Consider the following 20,478-nt stretch of genomic DNA (forward strand, 5'->3'; position numbering starts at 1 on the left):
TCTAAACTCCAGCATGATATAGTTAAGTTGCTCATTTTGGATTGTCTTTTTTTACAAACCAATGTTATAATCCGCCCGGGTTTAGGTAAGATGAAGTTTTAGTTATGCAGGACGACATTCTTCTTAAGAGCGGAGCTCTTGCTGGGGTTGTTCTTTCAGAAGATGACTTAAAAGAATTCTCACCGCAAATAGAAAGTCTTCTTGTTTGGGAAAAGGGAATTTCAAAAATGGCAAAGCAGAGAGAGTGTGTTCCTGGAGTAAAGTTAATGAAAGAGAAGCTCTTTACATTCAGCTTTGAAGAGGAGTCTCACTGTGATGAAATACGCTCGCACGTTAAGACTGAGCACGGATATTTTGTCGTCCCGAAAGTAATTGGCTAATCTCTTTCTTTGTCCTGGCTAATACGGAGTTGGGTTCGCTTTTTTTCTTATTTATCTTTAGATCTGCACTTTATAGCTGCCTATCTAAATATAAGAATGGTCTCTTTCATATACGGTATGACCTCTACACTCACTGAGCAGTCACCTAGATCCATCCTTATTGTTTTTGGGGTAACTACATCCTTGAGCTCGGGTTTCTGTTTATTGATTGCTTTATCGAGCATCTTTTCCTTCAGATACGCCCTAGAACACGCTATCTTGCGCATATTATGATCAAGTATCACGATCTTCTCCGACGTATTCTTCAATATAATCTCTGTCCTTTTGTTATAAAGCTCAACAACGGCACTACTTGTTCTAAGACTTGTATTATCCTGCCCAAAGAATGCAATCACGTCGCTATTGATCCTGGCATCAATAAGCAGAGATTTAGTATCCCTTTCAACTTCGAAAACGCAACTTTTACTCGGTAAAGTAATGAACTCCTTCCAGTTCAAATATTCTTTATTGTAAACCTCATGAGCTGCGCTCTTCCAGTATAATAAAAAGGGCGAGCAATCAAGCATCTGCTGCGTACACTCCACCTTCTTGGTGAGATATGTATTTTCTTTTTCCAACTTACTAACACTTTGCAAACTCACAGAAAGATCTAAGAATAATATCGCGCTCTTACCTCCTTCTACTTTACATAGAACAGCAATCATAGAGATCTCATCATTTTTTTTGCTTCTCAAAAAGAATTTCCCACTTTCTACGTGCTTTCCAAGCGCTTTCTGAAGCGCATCACCATTCGTAAAATTTTGTAAAAATTCTGCCAGTGAATAGTATTGTTGTTTATCTAGTTCAAGCTTGAAAATCTCCGTGTCAGATGCAGAGTCCCGGATATAAAAGTTATCGCAACTTTTGACTAAACAATCAGTAAAAGAGTCCTTACTTTTCGCACGAAGCTTTATCTTACTACTTTGAAAGAGTACAACCAATAAAATGGATAGTATTATTAACTCAAGCATCAACTAAGTGAATCGTTCAGTCTGATCAATATTCTCTTTCTACCTATGAACGGAAGAATATTTGCCATTTCTGGACCACCTCCTTTTCCAGTTAATGCAAGTCTCAGATTGATATGAACCTCTTTCCTATTATATCCGCACCTTTCCACGATTAGATCAACCCACCGTCTATATGTCTCGGAAGAGACTTCTTCCTGAGGAAGTAGCAATATAGCATCTCTGATAAGTTGTGCATTGCACTCGGTACCAGAGCAAACTTTATCCTCAGTAGTACATATTTCCCACCAATAATTTACATCAGAAATAAATTTTACGTTATTTTTAACAGCATCCCAGAAAGGCTTCGATACACCTCCCAAACGTTTTGCAAGATCTTCATAGGTAGAAAGACGCAAAAAATCAGCATTAAGAGCATAGATTTCATCTTCTAAAACAGTCACGGATGAAGACGAAGAATAATTTTCCAGATTAAAATTGCTATAATTCTTAAAATTCTCAAAAGTACCTTGAGACTTGGCGCCCAGATTTAACAAGTATAGGCATACCACCTCAGGCTCTATGTGATTTTCTCTAAATGCTTGTATTTCGTTACCGCCAGCTCTTTTAGACATCTTCCCAGTACGCATTTTAAGCAGTGGCATATGAGCAAAACTTGGAATTTCAGTGCACCCCAGTGCTTCAAAAATCTGTATCTGCACAGCAGTGTTAGAAATATGATCCTCACCCCGAATAATAGTACTAATTCTGCACTCAATATCGTCAACAACCGAAGGCAACATATATGTATAAGTACCATTTTCCCTTATAACAATTGGATCACTCGTGCTATGTAAATCTATTACTATTCTTCCTCGAAGCTTATCCTCCCACGTAACCACCTGACCAGGATTGAGTTCAAAACGATAGTATGGAGGCCGGGTTGAATGCTTAGGTTCAGTTTTTTTTCTGTATACGGGTGGAAGACCGCGAGCTAAAAGTGCTCTACGTTCTATTTCAAGCTCTTCAGGTGTCTCATAACAGGCATAAATCCTGCCACTTTCTTTGAGCTTAACTACTGCATTTGCATAAAGCTCACATCGCTCAGATTGTTTGATACAGAGATCTTCCTCAATCCCAAGCCATAACAAGTCTGTAAAAATCTTGTCTACGTATTCACTCTTGATTCTTGTGACATCCGTATCATCGATTCTCAAAATAAATTTGCCTCCAGAAGATCGAGCCGTAAAGTATGCAATTAGTGCTGTTCTTGCATTTCCTAAATGAATGAGTCCAGTGGGACTTGGTGCAAAACGGGTAATCATCTGAGAAGAGAATTGGAAATACGTTGCTTCATCTCAGATATCCCAGAAGTAAATTCTTTGCTGAAACAATGAAAACAAATACGCTGATTATCCATCATAACCGTCACTGTGCCTGGAGTAAGCGTAACAGAAAGTCCAAAAATGACGTTCATTACATCACTCTCGAATAACTCCTCCTCAGTAACGAATTGTCTACTGTAATTAAGATGCGGTATATGCTTGGAGTAAACAAGCTTCAGAAGTGAGAAGGATGACAAAAAGATCTGTGCTATGAGCCACAACACATATCTCAAGAAGCGAAAAGAAAAAACAACGGAGAAATCCAATGAAGATCGCAAGAAAAAGAAATAAGAAGCATAAGAAAGCGCTGCAGCAGATAATCCAAGAACAAAAAGAAATATCGATTTTTGACCCGAAATAATCAGCCAGAATGCAACCAGAGAAAGTATCGGTAACATGCTACGCATCACTAAAATTGAACGCCTCATCCCATGTACCCTTTGTTGCAGCTTTAGAGTATTCAGTAGATTTATTTTCAAAAAAGTTGGTGTGCTCGACCGTATTCAACACTGCCTCCAACCAGAGTAAAGGATTAACTTTTTGCTCGTATATCTCCGAAAAACCTAACTGCTTCAGCCGTAGATTTGCAATGTATCTGATGTACTCCTTTACTTCAGATGCCTTTAAACCTTCTACGTCCCCCATCTCAAAAGCAAGATCTATGAATGCATCTTCATGATGAACCATAGCATCGCATATCTCTCTTATCTCTGTCTCTAATTTTGACTTGTCGATATCATTCTCAAGCAGAAAGGTACGAAAAAGTTTAGTAATCGAGTTAGAATGCAGTGTTTCATCACGAACAGAATAGGCAATAATTTGGCCCATGCCCTTCATCTTATTGAAGCGTGGAAAGTTTAACAAAATCGCAAATGATGCAAATAATTGAAGTCCTTCAGTAAATGCACCATATACAGCAAGCGTCTTTGCTATTTCAGTTGGAGTATCCATCTTGAAAGCCTTCAGATACTCACATTTTTCCTTCATTTGTCTGTACTTTGTGAAGGCAAGATATTCTGTTTCTGGCATACCAACCGTATCCAGTAAGTGTGCATAAGCAGCTATATGTATGGTTTCCATATTTGCAAAAGCAGTAAGCATCATACAGATTTCCGGCGGCTTAAAAACACCAGCATAATGCCTCATATAACAGTCATGAACTTCAACATCTGCTTGAGTAAAAAAACGAAAAATCTGAGTTAGTAAATTTTTCTCCGTACTACATATCTTGTGATGCCAATCCTGGACATCATCGGCCATAGGAATCTCTTCCGGCAACCAATGGATCTGCTGTTGTATTTCCCAAGCTCGGTACGCCCAATCGTACTGAAACGGTTTGTACGAGAGACGGGGCTCTAGGAGAGACATATCACACCTCAAATAAGGGAAGAAAGGAGGAGTCTGATTGTCTCAAATTGATCCATAAAATTCAAGGGATCATGTGCTCAATAAAAATTGCCAATTCAGGTGACACTGTAAACCGCTACGGCAGTTCATATTGCCTTTTAAAGTGTTTAAGCGTACCATGTCTTACTCGGGGTGTAAGAGCTTCTATCCTGGTATCAGTCTTTCGTTTGAATACATTAGGCAAATTTTAGTCAGTTATGTCTTTTTTCGGTAATGGACCCAGTAATCTCCAAATTGTGGAATCCATAAATTCTGTTGCAGAAAAAGAAGGACTCAATCCTGATACTCTGTTTCGCGCGATAGGAATTGAGTTAGCACATGAAATAGGAAAAAGGCAGTATGGCGACCATAGGATTTTTGTTGAGATAGACAAAAAAAATGGCGAGATAATTGTATCAAAGCGACTTCTTGTAGTTGAAGATTCTGATAAAGCTCATATGCTTGAGCAGCTGGAAATGGCTACTGAAGAATCCCCTGATTCGCCTTCATCATTTGCTGTACAAGAGAAGATTCACTATGATGGTGTGATCGATCTCTCGACTGCAAGGCTTAAATACCCGGATGTCGAACATAAAGCGGGTGATATAATCACAGAACGTTTACCTTCATTTTCTTCTGGATACATAATTGCTAAGGTCATGAAGGCAAAGCTTGAGCGCCTCATTACATCCTTAGTAAGGGAAAAGCAGTACCACTGCTACAAAAGCAGGGTTGGAGAGATTGTTACGGGCATTGTGAAAAAATCTATCGACTTTAAGGCTGGTAGTAGGAGTATCATCGTCGATATCGCAGGAGTGGAAGGCCTCTTGCCTTATTCGTCATTAGTAAAGGGCGAGAGTTTTAGGCCCGGTGAAAGAGTCAAATGTGTGATACAAAAAGTTGAATATTCAATCGTCAGGCCTCAAATTCTACTCTCTAGGTCCAGCGGCAGTTTTGTTGCTCAGCTTTTTGCCCAGCAGGTGCCAGAAATATACGATCGTGTAGTGGAAATAAAAAAAGTTGCTAGGGATGCTGGTTCTAGAAGCAAGGTTGCTGTTTTTTCATCAGATAGAAACATAGATCCAGTTGGGGCGTGTATTGGTATGGGAGGAAGCAGAATAAACGCCGTGGTGAACGAGTTGCATGGGGAAAAGATAGATGTAGTTGAATATTCGAGTGACACTGCCACCTTTCTGGCCAATGCTCTTAAACCAATTAGACCAGTTAAAATCACTGTAAATGAAGAAGTGAAGAAAGTAGAATTGGTTGTTCCTGACGAAAGTGTCAGCCTCGTCATAGGACGCGGTGGGCAGAATATATACCTATTATCTTCTCTTCTTGGATATCGTGTAGAGGTACTCAGTGAGGCTGAAGTTTCCAAAAAGAAAATGGAAGAGTTCATCTCGGGAACCGCACGCTTTGTAGAAGCTTTAAATGTCGAAGAGGTAATAGCTCAGCTATTGGTTACTGAGGGGTTTTCGACGGTTGAAGAAATTGCTGACTGCAATACATCAAGACTAGCATTTATTGAGGGATTTGATGAGGATATAGCTGAAGAGATAAGGAGTAGGGCAGTTGAATATGTGAATGAGCAACCTAAAAGAGTTCAAGCCTTGTTAGAAAAGTATAAAGCAAATCCGGATATGCTTGCCCTTTCAGGCTTTGACACGGAATTGCTTGAAGTACTTTTCTCATCTGGACTGACAGATCTTGAAAAGGTTGCCGAGTTGTCTTCTGATGAATTAAAAGAGGTTATCGGAAATAATAGATTTGCTGTGCCGTTGCTAGAACAGCTTATCATCAGATCAAGGGAAATCCTGGGGTGGTTGTAGGGCAGACGTATGGATACTAAAAAAAGGCTCAGCTTGAATTTAAAAAACGGAAAAGAGGAATTGTCGCGCAGGGCGCTGAGGGAGTTTATAAACAAATCTGCTACTAGTAGCGGTGCTCCATCTGGGGGAGGCGGTGAGAATCGCACAAGTCATCTGACTAGGCAAGAGGAGCGAAATAGGTTGGATGCGCTTCACAGATATCGGAAAGCAAATATAGAACTGGCTGCGCAAGAAAATTCCGCGAAAGAGAAAGAGGTAGTAGAGACATCTACAGAAGCTGCTCCAATTTCACCAGATGAGGCAAAAGTATCTTCGACCCGAATTAGTGAGCCGCGTTCACCAAAAGCACAGATACAGCAAAATGCACAGGAAGGCCCTCTATCGGTTTTACAATTAGATGGGCCAGAAAATAATAGTAACAATAATAATAGCTCCTCTTTGAAAAAAGATAAAAAAGGACATAAGGCTTCACAGCACAAGGACGGATGGAAAAACCAACAGGTGAAAAAGCGGAAGGATCCATTAGAGCCAGAAATAGACTTGCAGAACATTGATGGGAAGGATCGTGTTGAGAAGACTCTTTCCAGGCAGCCAAGCCCGAGAAAAAGGACATCTAAAGGTTCCTATGCTTCACGAACAAACGTGAGTCCAAAGCGTGGGCAACTCATAACGATAGATAAACGTTTAATAACACTGCGAGAGCTTTCTGTCTTACTCTCTGAACCTATGGCAAAGATGAGGATGATCCTCAAGAAAATGGGTGAGAGTTCCGGAGAAGATGATCATCTTAAGCAGGAAACTGTTGAATTATTGGCGCTCGAGCTTGGTCATGAAATAAGGTATAAACCCTCTACAGCTGAGATCATTGCTGCAACAAGAAGAAATACTAATGAATCTGATCTGAAGCCAAGAGTTCCAGTAGTGACTGTCATGGGACATATCGACCATGGGAAGACAACATTACTCGATGCACTCAGAAATACAAGCCTCACAGCAACCGAAAGTGGTGGCATAACCCAACACATAGGAGCTTACCAGGTCCAAGTAGGTGATAAAAGCATTACTTTTATAGACACACCGGGGCACGCTGCTTTCACTTCGATGAGAATGAGAGGTGCAAAAGTTACCGACATAGTGGTGCTTGTGGTCGCAGCAGATGATGGTGTGAACGAGCAAACTGTCGAAGCAATTAAGCATGCAAAAGCAGCAGAGGTGCCAATAATTGTTGCGATAAATAAGATTGATAAAGAAGCTGCCAACATTCCGAAAGTTTTAACTGAGCTCGCACAGCATGGAGTGATAGTCGAAGAAATGCATGGCGATGTTATGAGTGTCAACATCTCTGCAAAAAATCATATCAATCTGGATAAATTGAAAGAGTTGATCTTAATTCAAGCCGAATTTCTTGACTTAAAATATGATCCTAAACAACATGCAGAAGGTGTGATTATTGAATCTAGGGTTGATAGAAAGCGCGGCGCTTTCTCTACTTTGATAGTAAAAGAAGGTGAGCTGAAGACAGGACAGGTAGCTGTCCTTGGGTCTTTTTATGGGAAAATAAGAAGCATGATGACCTCTTCAGGGGAAGTTGTTGGAATCGCGGTGGCAGGAACTCCGGTTGAGGTGATGGGTTTAAGTGAAGCCCCAGAGCCAGGCACATCATTTTTCGTTGTTAATAGCGAAAAAGAAGCAAAAATGGTTGTTAATAGCCATGAGCATATAAAACAAGATCTCTATAAAAGGCCTTTGCGTGATTCATTTGAAAGCGATAAGCACAAGCTGAATTTCATAATCAAGGCCGATGTCAACGGTTCTGTGGAAGCACTTGTGCAGTCAATAAGTGGGCTTTCTCATCCAGAGGTTGATGTTGCTATCATACACACTGCTATCGGTGATATAAGTGACTCTGATGTGTTGCTTGCACAAGTTTCTGGTGCATACATTATAGGGTTCAGGGTTAAGACAGAAAAAACTGTCAAGGATTACCCAAAGATTATTTTTCAATCGATCATATATGATGTAATAAAGAAAGTTCAGGAAATGATCGAACTACTCGTTTCACCGAAGACCCGAGAGGTTATCTTAGGTTCTGCTGTAATCAAAGAAGTCTTTACGCTTTCAGATAAATCTAATGTTGCAGGATGCCAAGTAAAGTCTGGGGTAATAAAAAAATCTGCTTCTATAAGACTTGTGAGAAACGGAGAAAATATAAAAGATCTTTCGATAAAATCACTAAAGCGCTTCAGGGAAGAAGTAAAAGAGGTAAAGTCTGGTTACGAATGCGGAATCTTGCTTAATGGCTATAGCGAGATTAAGGTTGGTGATGTCTTAGAGTCATTTGGATTGCTTTCGAATGAGGAATAGGAGCCTATATGAACCCAATCAAAAAATTGCGTGTTGAATCTTTGCTGAGAAGGAAAATAACTGAAATTATTAATAAAACCTTTGGCCCGGTTGCTGCAGTATCGAGTGTGGAAATAACAAACAATTCTAGACTTGCGATGGTGTCGCTTCGACTGTTTAGTGGGGCTCCGGAATCATGTTATATCGAAAATGGTATAAGAGCAAAATTAGGAAAGTCTATTGAGATGCGCAATACACCGAAGCTCAATTTTGTTAGCATAAGAACGTCTCTTGATGCTTTACAACCTGCATCTCAAGAGTAGCATCTATGATGCAATAGTTAGTTACCTCTGCTCACGAGAGAATAATCCAGGTGATTACTCGCACTGCTTGGTTTTGACACCAAATTATTCGTTTTCCTATTCACTAAAGAAGTCTTTTTCCAAGCCGTCTATTTTGCCTAAAATAGTCAGTCTCGATACTATTTTTCGAGACTTTGCAATTAAAAATAGCTACTTTGAATATCTGAATTTTAGCAAAAAAGCAGTTCTAACACTGTACAATCTGATAAAGAACGAGAAGCACTGTTCAATAGATGAGGCTATGTTCCTTTTTACTCACTTTCAGCAAAGTGAGGTGGAACATAATAATTTCATTCACAACGAAATCCACAAAAAGTTCACCCATTATCACGAATATAAGGAGTTCCAAGAGCGCGCACTAGATCTGACTTTCCGGGATTATAAAGAGGTGATAGTCGCAGGAATATATATCACCGATGAAATCTCCAAGTATATTTACGAAAAAGCGGTAGCAAATAATTGTCCAATTTTTATTTATGGTTTAGAACCAACCTACGAGGCTGCACCAGAACATTTTCTCTACCAAACCTTAAAATTTCAAAAAGAAAAGGATCTTGAAATCATCCCCTTAGGGAAAGACAGAGCGATATCACAACTGAATACTAATCCAGATCCAAACTTTTTCCCTGGAACAAAAGAGAGGAAGCAAAAACCTCAAGTCAGATACGATCTACGCTTCTGTGAAATGAGTAATGAACATCATATGGTAGAATCCGCTGTGACATACTTAGCAGATTTCTACCCAGATGTCGCACTTGTGACGGCCAATTATTGCTTACTTAAAAAGGTTGGAGCAATGCTGAGCAAGGAAAATATCGACCTCATATTTAAAGAAAAATACACAGCACATCCGGATGGAATTTTTCTCTTAACACTTTTAGACACAGCAATACTTGGTGAAACTGATATCAGCTTTATTGCACTGTTGAAACATCCTTATATCTATGAAGAAAACAGCGATATCATTGATTGCATAGAAGATTCCATTATAAGAACGACAAAAAGTAAGCAAATCACTCAAGAAGCACGTCTTTTCTTAGAAAACATAAAGAGATGGAGCAAAGGCTTTCACCATGCAAAAAACTTTGCCGAGTATCACATCAAGTGGTCAAATGCAATTACAAATCGTCTTACTTCTGAAGGAAAAAGAATCCTCGAATTTATAAAGAAACATTCACCAAGGTTTACTGACATATATGAGTATAGACAAATATTGTTATTTTTTCTGGAAAGACAGTATTTTTACCCACTCACAGATAATAAACGGATCGTTAATGTTTTCTCACCAAAAGAAGCATCATTTCTAGCATATAGGAATATAGTTCTACTGGATTGTACTGAAGAGGATTTTCAGATAAGAGATCCACTAATTATGCTAAACATATTTTACACGCTTAGCACGAAGAAGAGTATTGTTATTTTTAACAAAGAAAAACCGCTCTCAAGGCTATTTCTACAAATTCGGCACTCATGCGTCGATAATTGTGAGGTAAAAAAAGAAGCAACTCAACCAAAAGAAACAGTAGCAGTAATTGTAAAAGAAAAACTTTTCGTACCTATAGAAATGCTTCCTAAAAAGCTTTCTCCGACTATGATAGAGTTACTCATCAATGACCCTTATAAATTTTATCTACGCTACATATTGGCAATCAAAGAAACAAACTCAATGTTAGTGAAGCCAGGCCATAAGGAATTTGGCTATATCATGCATAAAGTCTTTCAGGCTGCAAATAAAAATTACTTTTCTAAAGAAGAATATACAAGAATCCTAGAAGACGAACTCAAAATATATTCGACGCGGTACCGATATGTAAAAAATTTATGGCTACCAAGGGGATTAAAAATTCTCGAACAATTCGCTACTTTTCATAATGAAAGATTAGAAGAGATCGATAAACTAGAGAGCGAAAAAGAACTAAGCATTTTCATTACAGATGGATTAGAACTTTTCTGTAGATTTGATAGGATAGAATCCTTAAAAGATGGCACAGTAAACATCGTAGAATTCAAAACCGGTACCCTACCAACTTTTAAGGAGATGAGCAGTCTTGTAAAACCACAACTTCCTCTTCAGGGAGTGATATTAGAAAAAAATAGAAACGTAAGATTCAGTGCAATGATGTATTGCAAACCCTCAACCGAGAAAGTGATTGTGAAAAAACTTCAATCACCAGAGGAAACAATAGCGGAGACACACACAAAGTTAAAGACGCTAGCACAAATATATCTTTCCGGAAGGTTTGATTTCCTTAGCAATATAATGAAAAACTAAATTAACCAGATGAAATCACTAGAACCACTCAGCTCAATTAATGGGAAGAGAAATCCAATACAAGAAAAACATTTTTGAAGCAAAATTGCTTTAGGAGCCCTATTCATGAAACTATCATGTATTTGAACTGTAAGATAATACCGAAAAAGTGAAGTAACTACGCTTTTATTTTTTTGATAAAAATGCTAGGAGTTAGTAATGGAACAGGGATACACATTCGATGACATACTGCTCGTCCCTAAATATTCAGAAGTTCTGCCGCGAGATGTAAGCACAGAGACCTATCTCACGCAAGAGATAAGGCTTGGTGTGCCTATTGTCTCATCTGCGATGGATATGGTAACGGAGGCTCGTCTTGCGATATGCCTAGCGAAACATGGGGGGATTGGGATAATTCACCGAAATATGACTCCGGAAGCTCAGGCTCTGGAAATTCGTAAGGTAAAGAAGTATGAAAGCTGGATTGTTTCTGACCCTGTAACAATTTCCCCAGATGATAGATTGGAAAAGATCTCAGCACTTAAAAGGCAGCATGGCTACTCTGGTTTGCCTGTTGTAGATGAAAAAAACAAGCTTATAGGAATACTAACAAATAGAGACGTACGTTTTGTTGAAGATGGTTCCAGAAAAGTCTCGGAGCTGATGACAACAAAAAATCTGATCACAGTAAAAGAAGGAATAACCTATGATGAGGCTAGGTTGTTGTTTCATAGACACAAAATAGAAAGACTGATCGTAGTTGATGAGGAATTTAGGTGTGTTGGCTTAATAACAGTCAAAGATATCGCTAATACTAATGCCCATCCAAATGCTTGCAAGGATTCCAAGAGTAGGTTGAGAGTGGGTGCAGCGGTTGGTGTGACAGGCAGCTTCTTGGAAAGAGTGGATTTATTAGTAAAGGAAAATGTGGATGTCGTTGTGATAGATACGGCCCATGCACATACAAAAATTGTTGGGGATGCAATAAAACAAATAAGAAGCCACTTTGGAAATATACAGCTTATTGCTGGAAACATTGCAACTGCCGCAGCAGCAGAATACTTGATTGAAATGGGCGTGAATGGAGTCAAGGTTGGTATCGGTCCTGGATCAATATGTACCACACGTGTAGTTACAGGTATCGGAATCCCTCAGTTTACAGCCATTCTGAATGTCGCGAATGTATGTAAAAAAACAGATGTCAAGGTCATTGCAGATGGTGGTATACGCTATTCAGGTGATATCGCTAAGGCGCTTGCAGCTGGAGCAGATTGCGTGATGATTGGCTCCTTATTTGCTGGGACTGATGAATCTCCAGGAGAAGTGGTATTATATAAAGGACGTTCATACAAAAGCTACAGAGGAATGGGCTCTGTAGGTGCTATGAGTACTGGCTCCTCAGATAGGTATTTCCAGAATTCCTCAATGAAGCTTGTACCTGAAGGGGTCGAAGGACTAGTACCTCTTAAGGGGGCACTCAGCGAAACAGTCTATCAACTTGTCGGTGGTGTCAGATCCTCGATGGGATATACTGGCTGCAAGGATATCTACGAAATGAGGAATAATTGTAGTTTCATTCACATAACCACCGCTTCAAATAGCGAAGGACATCCACACGACATCGTCATCACTCACGAGTCTCCTAATTACTCGAAAACTCACTGAATAAAGCATTTGACGGTATTTTAGCGTAGCTTTCTTTGGTGCGCGTTTTTATATTATATTAAAGATTTTTATACTATATAATTTGCGGCTGTATTGCATATAATTAACATGCCTATCATTAGGTTGTCCTGATAAGTATGCTATAGGTTACTTGTAGTAGGATAAAGAAAATGCTAGAAGTATATTTTTCGCTTTTCTATATATGCTATATATAATGTATAGTATACAATATACAATTGATCCTTGTGCCTAATTCATTCAATAATAACAGGCTTTTAACCCCAACTGTAAGGCCGTCCAATGGCAATGGAATTACTGAAACAGTGCCTGACTCTCTAGAAGTTGCTGAATTTGATGATCAAGATACAGAATCACTATTTGGCTTCTATTCTCTTCAAGATTCGCAAGAGCTATTAGATGATCCTTATGCGCAACAAATTACGTACCCGTTTAGTAATGTAACCACTTCACAAAACACCCTTAATTCAAATTTAGAGTTTCAAAGCACTCATCCTCCTGCTGATGAAGAAGGCACTGATACAAACGAAGAACCTGAAGTGCTCATCCCGCTTGAAAAGGTTCAATCTGTTCCAAGTCAGCAACCTCATTCTTATCTAAGTGATGTCTTTTACAGCATAACGCAGAGTACTTCTGCCGCGCTGCATAAAATAAGAGATTGCATACAATCCTCTTCTTATAGCTTAATGCAAGGTACTTCAAGTACCTTATATAGCGCAGGAAACTACCTTTACACCAGTTTCGCTCCTGCTAATAACACTCCTGTTGATGAAGGGAACACTGGCACAAACGAAGAACCTGCAGCGATCGTCCAGGCTGATAACGTTCAATCTGTTCCAAGTCAGCAGTCTCATTCTTATCTAAGTAATGTCTTTTACAGCACAACGCAGAATACTTCTGCTGCGCTGCATAAAATAAGAGATTGCATACAATCCTCTTCTTATAGCTTAATGCAAGGTACTTCAAGTGCCTTATATAGAGCAGGAAACTACCTTTACACCAGTTTCGCTCCTGCTAACAACACTCCTGTTGATGAAGGGAACACTGGCACAAACGAAGAACCTGAAGTGCTCATCCCGCTTGAAAATGTTCAATCTGTTCTAAGTCAGCAGTCTCATTCTTACCTGAGCGGTATTGTTCATAATATGACAAATAGAGTCCTCAAAACTGGAAGTAGTGCGCTCTCGTCAACCGTACGGGCTGCCCTTAATGAAACTTTTCCTGAACCCACAAGAACCTATAAGAACGTCGCTCAAGCTGCAGAAAATGCAAACGTAGTGCTACTAGACATCCAAACCTTTGTTTCAAGCGCAAGTAATACACTGATACACCTAGAGGATACAGCCGATAATCTTTCAGCTGCTGCAGATGCAGTATTTACATCATTCAGTGGGAATTCGCTCTACGTAAATCGTGTATTCAGTGCATTTACAGAGTTGAGCGATGGTATTAAGAATAGGAATCGTGGACACGCTGTCCATGCACTTCAAGAGATGCTTAGACACCTAAAGAAGCTTAGAACTTTCTGTCTTTTAGAGGCTGGCGCTCAACCAGTTAATGACGAAAGGCTCAGCTATTTAAATACACTTTCTCGAGAAGTTGAGGCTATTTTATTCAACATCAAGGATACTTCTACAGTCTTTTGCTTGAAAGCTGATGAACTGTACACCAACAGATTTCAATTAAATAAAATGAGAGAATATTTTCCTCGTTCCAATAATATCCAAGAAATGGTCGCACATATGCATGGTGTCATCCCTCGATTTGGAACAGCCTGTGTTAATACATCCAACTCTGCAAATTCGATCTCTGATATTTCTGATAATATAAAGCTTTTTAGTTTGATCGGTGCTATTCAGGTTTTACCACTTGCAGCGTTTGTTCTTCATTGTGCAGTAAGTCAGGATAACAGTGTTGCTTATATCACTTGCGCAGTACTTCAAGCTCTCGCTGTTGTCGTAATATTCGCCATCATAGGTAGATATTTTCAAGAAGCAAAGCTTTTTAAAACAGACGATAACACACATCATCTGAACAACCAGGTCCAAGTTGCAAAAGTCTACGGTGCGCGCACAATTGTGATTGCTGGATTCTCAGCTTTGCCTGTTGCATTGACAACACTTGGTATTTACACGGCAGATAGTGTAACCATGACAAAGAGTCACGTAGCAGTGTTATCTACACTTTTTGTCCTTTCGTTAGCTCTGAGCATAGTTCTGCCGGTAGTGTATAAGGTATACCCATACCAATACCACCAGGTAGAGACAGTAGAGCTACGTACACTTGGTCGTGCTCACGAGAAACCGTACAATATAAGAGTGCCCTCCGAGATTGACATTCTAGCTGGCAACGATATTAGTTGTCCTGCTCACGTGCAGAGGTAAGCATCTACCTAAGATTTAAGCTTTAGATTTATTATCGACCTCAGGATTTTTTCCACATCCAGTGCGGAGCGTGTAGTCTCAAATGCTCCGTCTGGTGGGAGTATCTCGTCGCTGATGCCTGGGTCTATGTTAATATGCTTTGTGGCAGACAAGATGTTTCCCGCTGAAACCATTGCTATACTATCACGTGGTAGGCGGACCTTTTCACTAACACACATCCTCACGTGCACCCTAAATGAATCCTCTATCGAGATTCTAGTAACCCTACCAATCTTTACGCCAGAAAGGAAAACATCGCTACCAATTGAAAGACCCATTGCATTATCAAACGTGGCATTCAATTCATAACAAGGATCCCTTTTTAGAAGAGAGAAGTCACCACTCAGGAAAACAAAAATAAGAGCTGAGATCAAAAGAACAAGCGTCCCTGAAAAAAACCTTACATCCATACTATGAGCAACACTACTCCGGCTTCCATGCTATATAGGGCAAAGTATCTCTTTCGTTTTTTGCTGAAACCTCATTTAAGTCACGGGACCGTGATACTTCAGTAGAGCATGAGCCATCCGGAACACAATCAACAGCATGGTGGAGCCAAAGATGCCACTCAACGGCAATCCGACTTGGATCACACATGCCCGCCGCATACCGAACAAACCTGCGGTTACCACGCTTGTAATAACGATTTCCTGCATTATCAACACCAACAAGCGCGTCATGACAAAACATATAAACCTCAAACTTTATGGCTGAATATATCCTGATTCTCCCACCCAAGTAAATCCAGTTCCGCTCTATAGGGTAAAAACTGGAAGCACGCTTGTGCGAGCTCAACCCTCTTTTCTCTCTTCAACATCACATCCAGAGCGTCTTTTATTGCATGTAAATACAGCACATCAGAGGCAGCATAGCTCATTTGTTCTCTCGTTAAAGAAGTCGAACCCCAATCCGAACTCTGTTTACCCTTGTTCAGCCTCACGCCCAATAGATCTGAGCAAAGCTCTTTGAGGCTATGATGATCTGTATATGTCCTAACAAGCCTGGAAGCTATCTTTGTGCAGTAACAATTATTCGTCAAAACACCAAGGTAGTGGCGTAAAATCGCTATATCAAACCTTGCAAAATGGAAAATTTTGACCACCGCAGGATCAGTAATTAAACTTTTGAGCCGCGGAGCAGAATAGTCTGTACCATTAAACCTCACCAGATGAGCTGTACCATCACCCGTAGACAATTGCACAAGACACAGTCTGTCTCTTCGATTTACGAGTCCCATAGACTCTGTGTCAATTGCAATTGCGCCAGATGCAGCGAAGTCAGCGGGCACATCACCCTCATAGATATAGTACTTGTTCACGTTCGCTAAAAAAAACTAAAATACAAAAATCACCACTATATGCTACGTTGCAATAAGTAGCATAGAATCTCTCACTTTTCTCTCTAATTCCGCTGCTAAATCCTTATTCTCTTTTAGGAATTGCTTCACATTTTCCTTACCTTGACCAAGTTTAATGTCCCCGTATGAATAATACGAACCTGCCTTTTCTATTATCTTATTGCGCACCCCGATCTCGATTATCTCCCCAAGCTTTGAAATACCTTCGGTATAAATGATATCAAATTCAGCTTGTTTAAATGGAGGTGCCACCTTATTTTTGACGACCTTCACACGTGTCTGATTACCTACAACATCCTCTTTGTCCTTAATTGAACCAATTTTACGAATATCAATCCTAATAGATGAGTAGAATTTCAGTGCATTACCTCCGGTCGTTGTCTCGGGACTACCAAACATGACACCGATTTTCATCCGGATCTGGTTAATAAAGATCACAATACAGTTACTACGTGACACGGAAGCTGTGATTTTTCGCAGTGCCTGACTGAGCAGCCTAGCTTGAAGCCCAACATGTAGATCTCCCATTTCTCCTTCTATCTCTGCTTTTGGAGTAAGAGCAGCAACAGAATCGACAACTATAACATCAACTGCACCAGATTTAATGAGGCTGTCTACTATCTCTAAAGCTTGCTCACCAGTATCAGGCTGCGAAATCAATAGCTCCTCAATTTTGACACCCAACCTTTTTGCATAGACGGGGTCCAAAGCATGCTCAGCATCAACAAAGGCACATGTCCCGCCGTTTTTTTGAGCTTCAGCTATCACGTGAAGCGTAAGCGTTGTCTTTCCGGAACTTTCTGGCCCAAAAACCTCAACAATTCGCCCCTTCGGTATACCACCACCAAGAGCACTGTCCAATCCTATAGAACCTGTGGAAATGCACTCTACTGAAGCTGGCTCCTGACTAAAAGTCATTATAGAACCCTTCCCAAACATTTTTTCAATCTGAGCTACAACTCCCTTAAGCGCACTTTCTCTGTCCATTAAAACCGGTTCATAACCCTCTAATCCAAGACATTGTATGACACAATTTGACTAGGAACAATGACATATGATTACACCAACATCAGTACATGAATCTTTTTTACTCCGCTAGATCTCTAAACTACATAATTTAGCAAACTATCTATATTTTTCATTACATTTGGTTATTATAAGCAGAGGAAGCACCATATGCAGTGTATACAAAATGATCTTTCACAAACATGACATTAAACCTGAAAGATGCATTCGGTACGTTAAATTCCTTCTTTCGGCTCTTGCAGTAGTCAGTTTTTATTTTTCTTTGAACCACAATAAAGACGCCATCACAAACTATAATACAATCCGTTCCATTGAATCCTCTGTCATATTTAGTGTTGCACAGAATACAATAGAAAATTTCTATTCGGCGGTACAGAACGAGATTTCTATCGTTCGCTTCTTTGTTGAAAGCGGAGCGCCTATCGGCACAGATAGCAAGTACTTAAGCACGCTTCTTCAATATGGTGAATTCATCAAACTTGGTGAAGAGGGTAAGGCAACTAACTGTGAGGTTGGTTCAATACAGGCGGAACTCTTTAAAGACATGCCAGGTGAGTTAGTTACAATCGAGAATATTTCCTTGAAAGGCTCTTCGAGTCTTCAGCATAAAAATTTTGATCAATTAGATGGTGAAGTACGTCGTATGGTATATTATCTCCCTGCTGGGGCTCTTCTAGAAAAACTAAAAGAAGTATTAATAGGACTTGAAGGAAAACAGAATTTCTCTATTGTAGACAAAAACTACAACGAGATATATCGACCGGCTCACACTATTCAAGATAAGAGCATAAGAGAATGCAGAAGCATTTATTCTTCATTAGATAACGAGCTGTACTTTTGTCAATACGGGCCTAGTCACGTAACATTTGGCAGTGTCATTGCAAGGGTTATTAGTATCCTACTGCCTTTGTGCATTGTTCTCTGGATATTTATCTTTCTAAAAAGGCTCGAGTTTGCATTTATAAATAGCAAGCCACTTGGTTCAACCAGGCAGGGCACCAAGGATCCTTCAATCCTGGATCAAATAGCAACGAATTCAAGTCATTTTATTTCTTGCATCACGCATGAATTACGCACACCTCTAAATGTGATAATCGCATTTTCGGAGATGATAAAAGACGAGTGTCTTGGAAACATTACAAATAAAAAGTACGTATGCTACGGACAGGAAATCTATAAATTTGGAACTAGCTTACTCAGAACCGTTGATAACATAATAGATATAACGAAATCAAATAGCATGCTCATGATTCCAAAAAAGGATTATGTGGGTGTTCAACAAATAATAGCGGAAGCCGTAAGAAATTGTAAAACCTTTGCATCAACAAAAGAAATTTCTCTTTGTAAAAGTATTGATGCAGATCTTCCAGAAGTTTTTTTAGACCGTGAGCAGGTCAAAAAGGCTATTACTAATATCCTAAGTAATGCAATTAAATTTAGCGAAAATGGTGCAACCGTTTCAATAAGGGCGTGTCAAAATTGTGAGGAAGGAAGTATTTCCATCACAATTGAAGACTCAGGAAGTGGTATGAAAGTTGTCAATGGTGTGCCACAGTTAGAAAATTCACTCACGAAGAAGGCAGATGGTTTGGGAATAGGGTTGTTATTATCAAGAAATATCATTCATCTCAACAACGGTTCTCTTGAAATATACTCTCAAGTTGGAAAAGGAACGAAAACCACAATTACCTTCAAGCAAAAGCAGGCGGAAAATTAACCCATCCCTACAGCGCGAATAGCAAAATGTACAAAGGTATTATACAATCTACGCGGAAGAGTGGCCGAGTGGTTGAAGGCGCACGCTTGGAAAGCGTGTTCAGGTGTAAACCATCTGACAAGGGTTCGAATCCCTTTTCTTCCGCCGCTGCTTGGCGTGTAAACCTTCCTTTAATAGCTACAGAGTTTGACGTCAAACACGCTAGCCTTGCTATGACAGATAAGAATAGCTATTAGGAAACACAGGTCTCAAAAACAGAAACTATGTCACGGACAACAAAAGCTTGCCCGGGACTAACCTCATGATATGGAAGAAAACAAAAACCCTAACCCATCGTGTTCTCTGTCTTTCACCGAAAAACAACAGAGACAGCCGCTATACTATCGACGCCACAAAGCTAGACGACGCTAATACAATGAAAATAGGCTATCGGAGATTAACCTAAAACAATCATCTTCTTTATTTCTGCGATCGCCTTGGCTGGATTCAGGCCTTTAGGACATGCCTGTGCGCAATTCATGATCGTGTGACAACGATATAACTTAAATGAGTCCGCTAAAAACTCAAGTCTCTCCTTCTTTTTTGAATCTCTATTATCAACCAACCAACGATAAGCCTGTAGTAAAGCGGCAGGACCAAGATACTTGTTACCATTCCACCAAAAACTTGGACAACTTGTTGAACAGCAGGCACATAAAATGCAATCATGCAGCCCAGTCAGCTTTTGCCTTTCCTCAGGAGTCTGAAGATGTTCTCTCCCATCATTATTCTTTTCAGAATGCAACCAAGGCTTTATGGAATGATAATGCTGAAAAAACACAGTAAGGTCGGTAACTAAATCCCTTAACACCCTCATATGAGGAAGAGGATAAATTCGAATTTCACCACTGATCTCATCCATGCGTTTTGTGCACGCAAGCGTGTTACGCCCATCAATATTCATAGCACATGAACCACAAACCCCCTCTCTACAAGAGCGTCTGAAGGTTAACGTAGGATCCACTTCATCTTTCACTTTTATAAGAGCATCTAAGACCATAGGGGAGCAGTCCTTCGGATCTACGTAATAGGTATCCCTCCTTGGATTATCATCACCAGGAGAAAACCTGTATATGACTAACTTTCTTGCATCAGCAGAGGGAGAATTGTGAACTCTTCCCTCAACAACACGTGAGTTCTCGGGTAGCCTAAACTGTGCCATGCTATAAAAAGTGATGAATCTGAACAAGATCCTAACATTTTATCAGAAACAGGTAAACAAAGCGCGATTTGAAAAGTAGGGTCATCATGGTTATGTACAGTTTACACAACCGTATGGATTAGGATGCTGATGCATTTTTCGCTTTA

General features: G+C 39.8%; 17 protein-coding genes and 1 tRNA gene. 9 read left to right on the forward strand and 9 right to left on the reverse strand.

What is annotated here, in order from left to right:
• Positions 1-104 precede the first annotated feature (104 nt).
• Complete coding sequence (locus tag AS219_RS02075; RefSeq protein WP_067979444.1) at positions 105-380, forward strand: glutamyl-tRNA amidotransferase; 276 nt, start codon at positions 105-107, stop codon at positions 378-380.
• Positions 381-460: 80 nt separating this feature from the next.
• On the opposite strand, the gene AS219_RS02080 is transcribed toward AS219_RS02075, so the two are convergent.
• The 4 genes from AS219_RS02080 to AS219_RS02095 are packed head-to-tail and all read right to left on the reverse strand — an operon-like array spanning position 461 to position 4,119.
• Positions 461-1,390, reverse strand: coding sequence for a hypothetical protein (locus AS219_RS02080; RefSeq protein WP_067979446.1), 930 nt, complete (start codon positions 1,388-1,390; stop codon positions 461-463).
• Entirely contained in the window at positions 1,390-2,691 is a 1,302-nt protein-coding gene (locus AS219_RS02085) for a glutamate--tRNA ligase (protein ID WP_067979448.1), read from the reverse strand. The genes AS219_RS02080 and AS219_RS02085 overlap by 1 nt, the downstream gene beginning before the upstream one ends.
• Positions 2,688-3,179: a Na+/H+ antiporter subunit E gene (locus AS219_RS02090; RefSeq protein WP_231861830.1), complete on the reverse strand. Its 492-nt coding sequence runs from the start codon at positions 3,177-3,179 to the stop codon at positions 2,688-2,690. Before AS219_RS02090 ends, AS219_RS02085 begins: the two co-directional genes overlap by 4 nt.
• Positions 3,151-4,119 (reverse strand): ribonucleotide-diphosphate reductase subunit beta, encoded by a 969-nt coding sequence (locus tag AS219_RS02095; protein ID WP_067979451.1) that lies wholly within the window; start codon positions 4,117-4,119, stop codon positions 3,151-3,153. The genes AS219_RS02090 and AS219_RS02095 overlap by 29 nt, the downstream gene beginning before the upstream one ends.
• Before the next feature lie 275 nt (positions 4,120-4,394).
• Here AS219_RS02095 and nusA point away from each other — a divergent pair, with 275 nt between their 5' ends.
• From nusA to AS219_RS02125, 6 genes are all read left to right on the forward strand, one after another.
• Positions 4,395-5,969, forward strand: coding sequence for a transcription termination factor NusA (gene nusA, locus AS219_RS02100; RefSeq protein ID WP_231861831.1), 1,575 nt, complete (start codon positions 4,395-4,397; stop codon positions 5,967-5,969).
• Between the two features lie 9 nt (positions 5,970-5,978).
• The gene (gene infB, locus AS219_RS02105; protein WP_067979456.1) at positions 5,979-8,333 is read left to right on the forward strand and encodes a translation initiation factor IF-2; all 2,355 of its coding nucleotides are present in this window, start codon (positions 5,979-5,981) and stop codon (positions 8,331-8,333) included.
• Positions 8,334-8,341: 8 nt separating this feature from the next.
• Positions 8,342-8,635 (forward strand): ribosome-binding factor A, encoded by a 294-nt coding sequence (locus tag AS219_RS02110; RefSeq protein WP_067979457.1) that lies wholly within the window; start codon positions 8,342-8,344, stop codon positions 8,633-8,635.
• Positions 8,607-10,946 carry a PD-(D/E)XK nuclease family protein gene (locus AS219_RS02115; protein ID WP_067979459.1) on the forward strand — a complete coding sequence of 780 codons (2,340 nt, stop codon included), beginning with the start codon at positions 8,607-8,609 and terminating at the stop codon, positions 10,944-10,946. Before AS219_RS02110 ends, AS219_RS02115 begins: the two co-directional genes overlap by 29 nt.
• 198 nt (positions 10,947-11,144) lie before the next feature.
• Positions 11,145-12,590, forward strand: a complete 1,446-nt coding sequence (guaB, locus tag AS219_RS02120; RefSeq protein WP_067979462.1) for an IMP dehydrogenase — start codon at positions 11,145-11,147, stop codon at positions 12,588-12,590.
• A 245-nt stretch (positions 12,591-12,835) separates the two neighbouring features.
• Positions 12,836-14,992, forward strand: a complete 2,157-nt coding sequence (locus AS219_RS02125) for a hypothetical protein (RefSeq protein ID WP_067979464.1) — start codon at positions 12,836-12,838, stop codon at positions 14,990-14,992.
• 8 nt (positions 14,993-15,000) lie between these two features.
• On the opposite strand, the gene AS219_RS02130 is transcribed toward AS219_RS02125, so the two are convergent.
• The 4 genes from AS219_RS02130 to recA are packed head-to-tail and all read right to left on the reverse strand — an operon-like array spanning position 15,001 to position 17,375.
• Complete coding sequence (locus tag AS219_RS02130; RefSeq protein ID WP_067979466.1) at positions 15,001-15,441, reverse strand: MlaD family protein; 441 nt, start codon at positions 15,439-15,441, stop codon at positions 15,001-15,003.
• Positions 15,442-15,454: 13 nt separating this feature from the next.
• A complete protein-coding gene (locus tag AS219_RS02135; protein WP_067979469.1) occupies positions 15,455-15,721 on the reverse strand; it encodes an NADH-ubiquinone oxidoreductase subunit NDUFA12 family protein in 267 nt (88 codons plus the stop codon).
• A gap of 7 nt (positions 15,722-15,728) precedes the next feature.
• The gene (locus tag AS219_RS02140) at positions 15,729-16,349 is read right to left on the reverse strand and encodes a ribonuclease D (protein ID WP_067979472.1); all 621 of its coding nucleotides are present in this window, start codon (positions 16,347-16,349) and stop codon (positions 15,729-15,731) included.
• Positions 16,350-16,391: 42 nt separating this feature from the next.
• On the reverse strand, positions 16,392-17,375 hold the full coding sequence (gene recA, locus AS219_RS02145; protein ID WP_067979476.1) for a recombinase RecA: 984 nt from the start codon (positions 17,373-17,375) through the stop codon (positions 16,392-16,394).
• 205 nt (positions 17,376-17,580) lie between these two features.
• Here recA and AS219_RS02150 point away from each other — a divergent pair, with 205 nt between their 5' ends.
• The gene (locus AS219_RS02150) at positions 17,581-19,131 is read left to right on the forward strand and encodes a sensor histidine kinase (RefSeq protein ID WP_067979479.1); all 1,551 of its coding nucleotides are present in this window, start codon (positions 17,581-17,583) and stop codon (positions 19,129-19,131) included.
• A gap of 54 nt (positions 19,132-19,185) precedes the next feature.
• A tRNA-Ser gene (locus AS219_RS02155) sits at positions 19,186-19,275 on the forward strand.
• Between the two features lie 292 nt (positions 19,276-19,567).
• On the opposite strand, the gene AS219_RS02160 is transcribed toward AS219_RS02155, so the two are convergent.
• The gene (locus AS219_RS02160) at positions 19,568-20,332 is read right to left on the reverse strand and encodes a succinate dehydrogenase iron-sulfur subunit (RefSeq protein WP_067979488.1); all 765 of its coding nucleotides are present in this window, start codon (positions 20,330-20,332) and stop codon (positions 19,568-19,570) included.
• Positions 20,333-20,478 lie beyond the last annotated feature (146 nt).

Origin of the sequence: Neorickettsia sp. 179522, from assembly GCF_001593535.1 — a bacterium.
GTDB classification, from domain to species: Bacteria; Pseudomonadota; Alphaproteobacteria; order Rickettsiales; family Anaplasmataceae; genus Neorickettsia; species Neorickettsia findlayensis.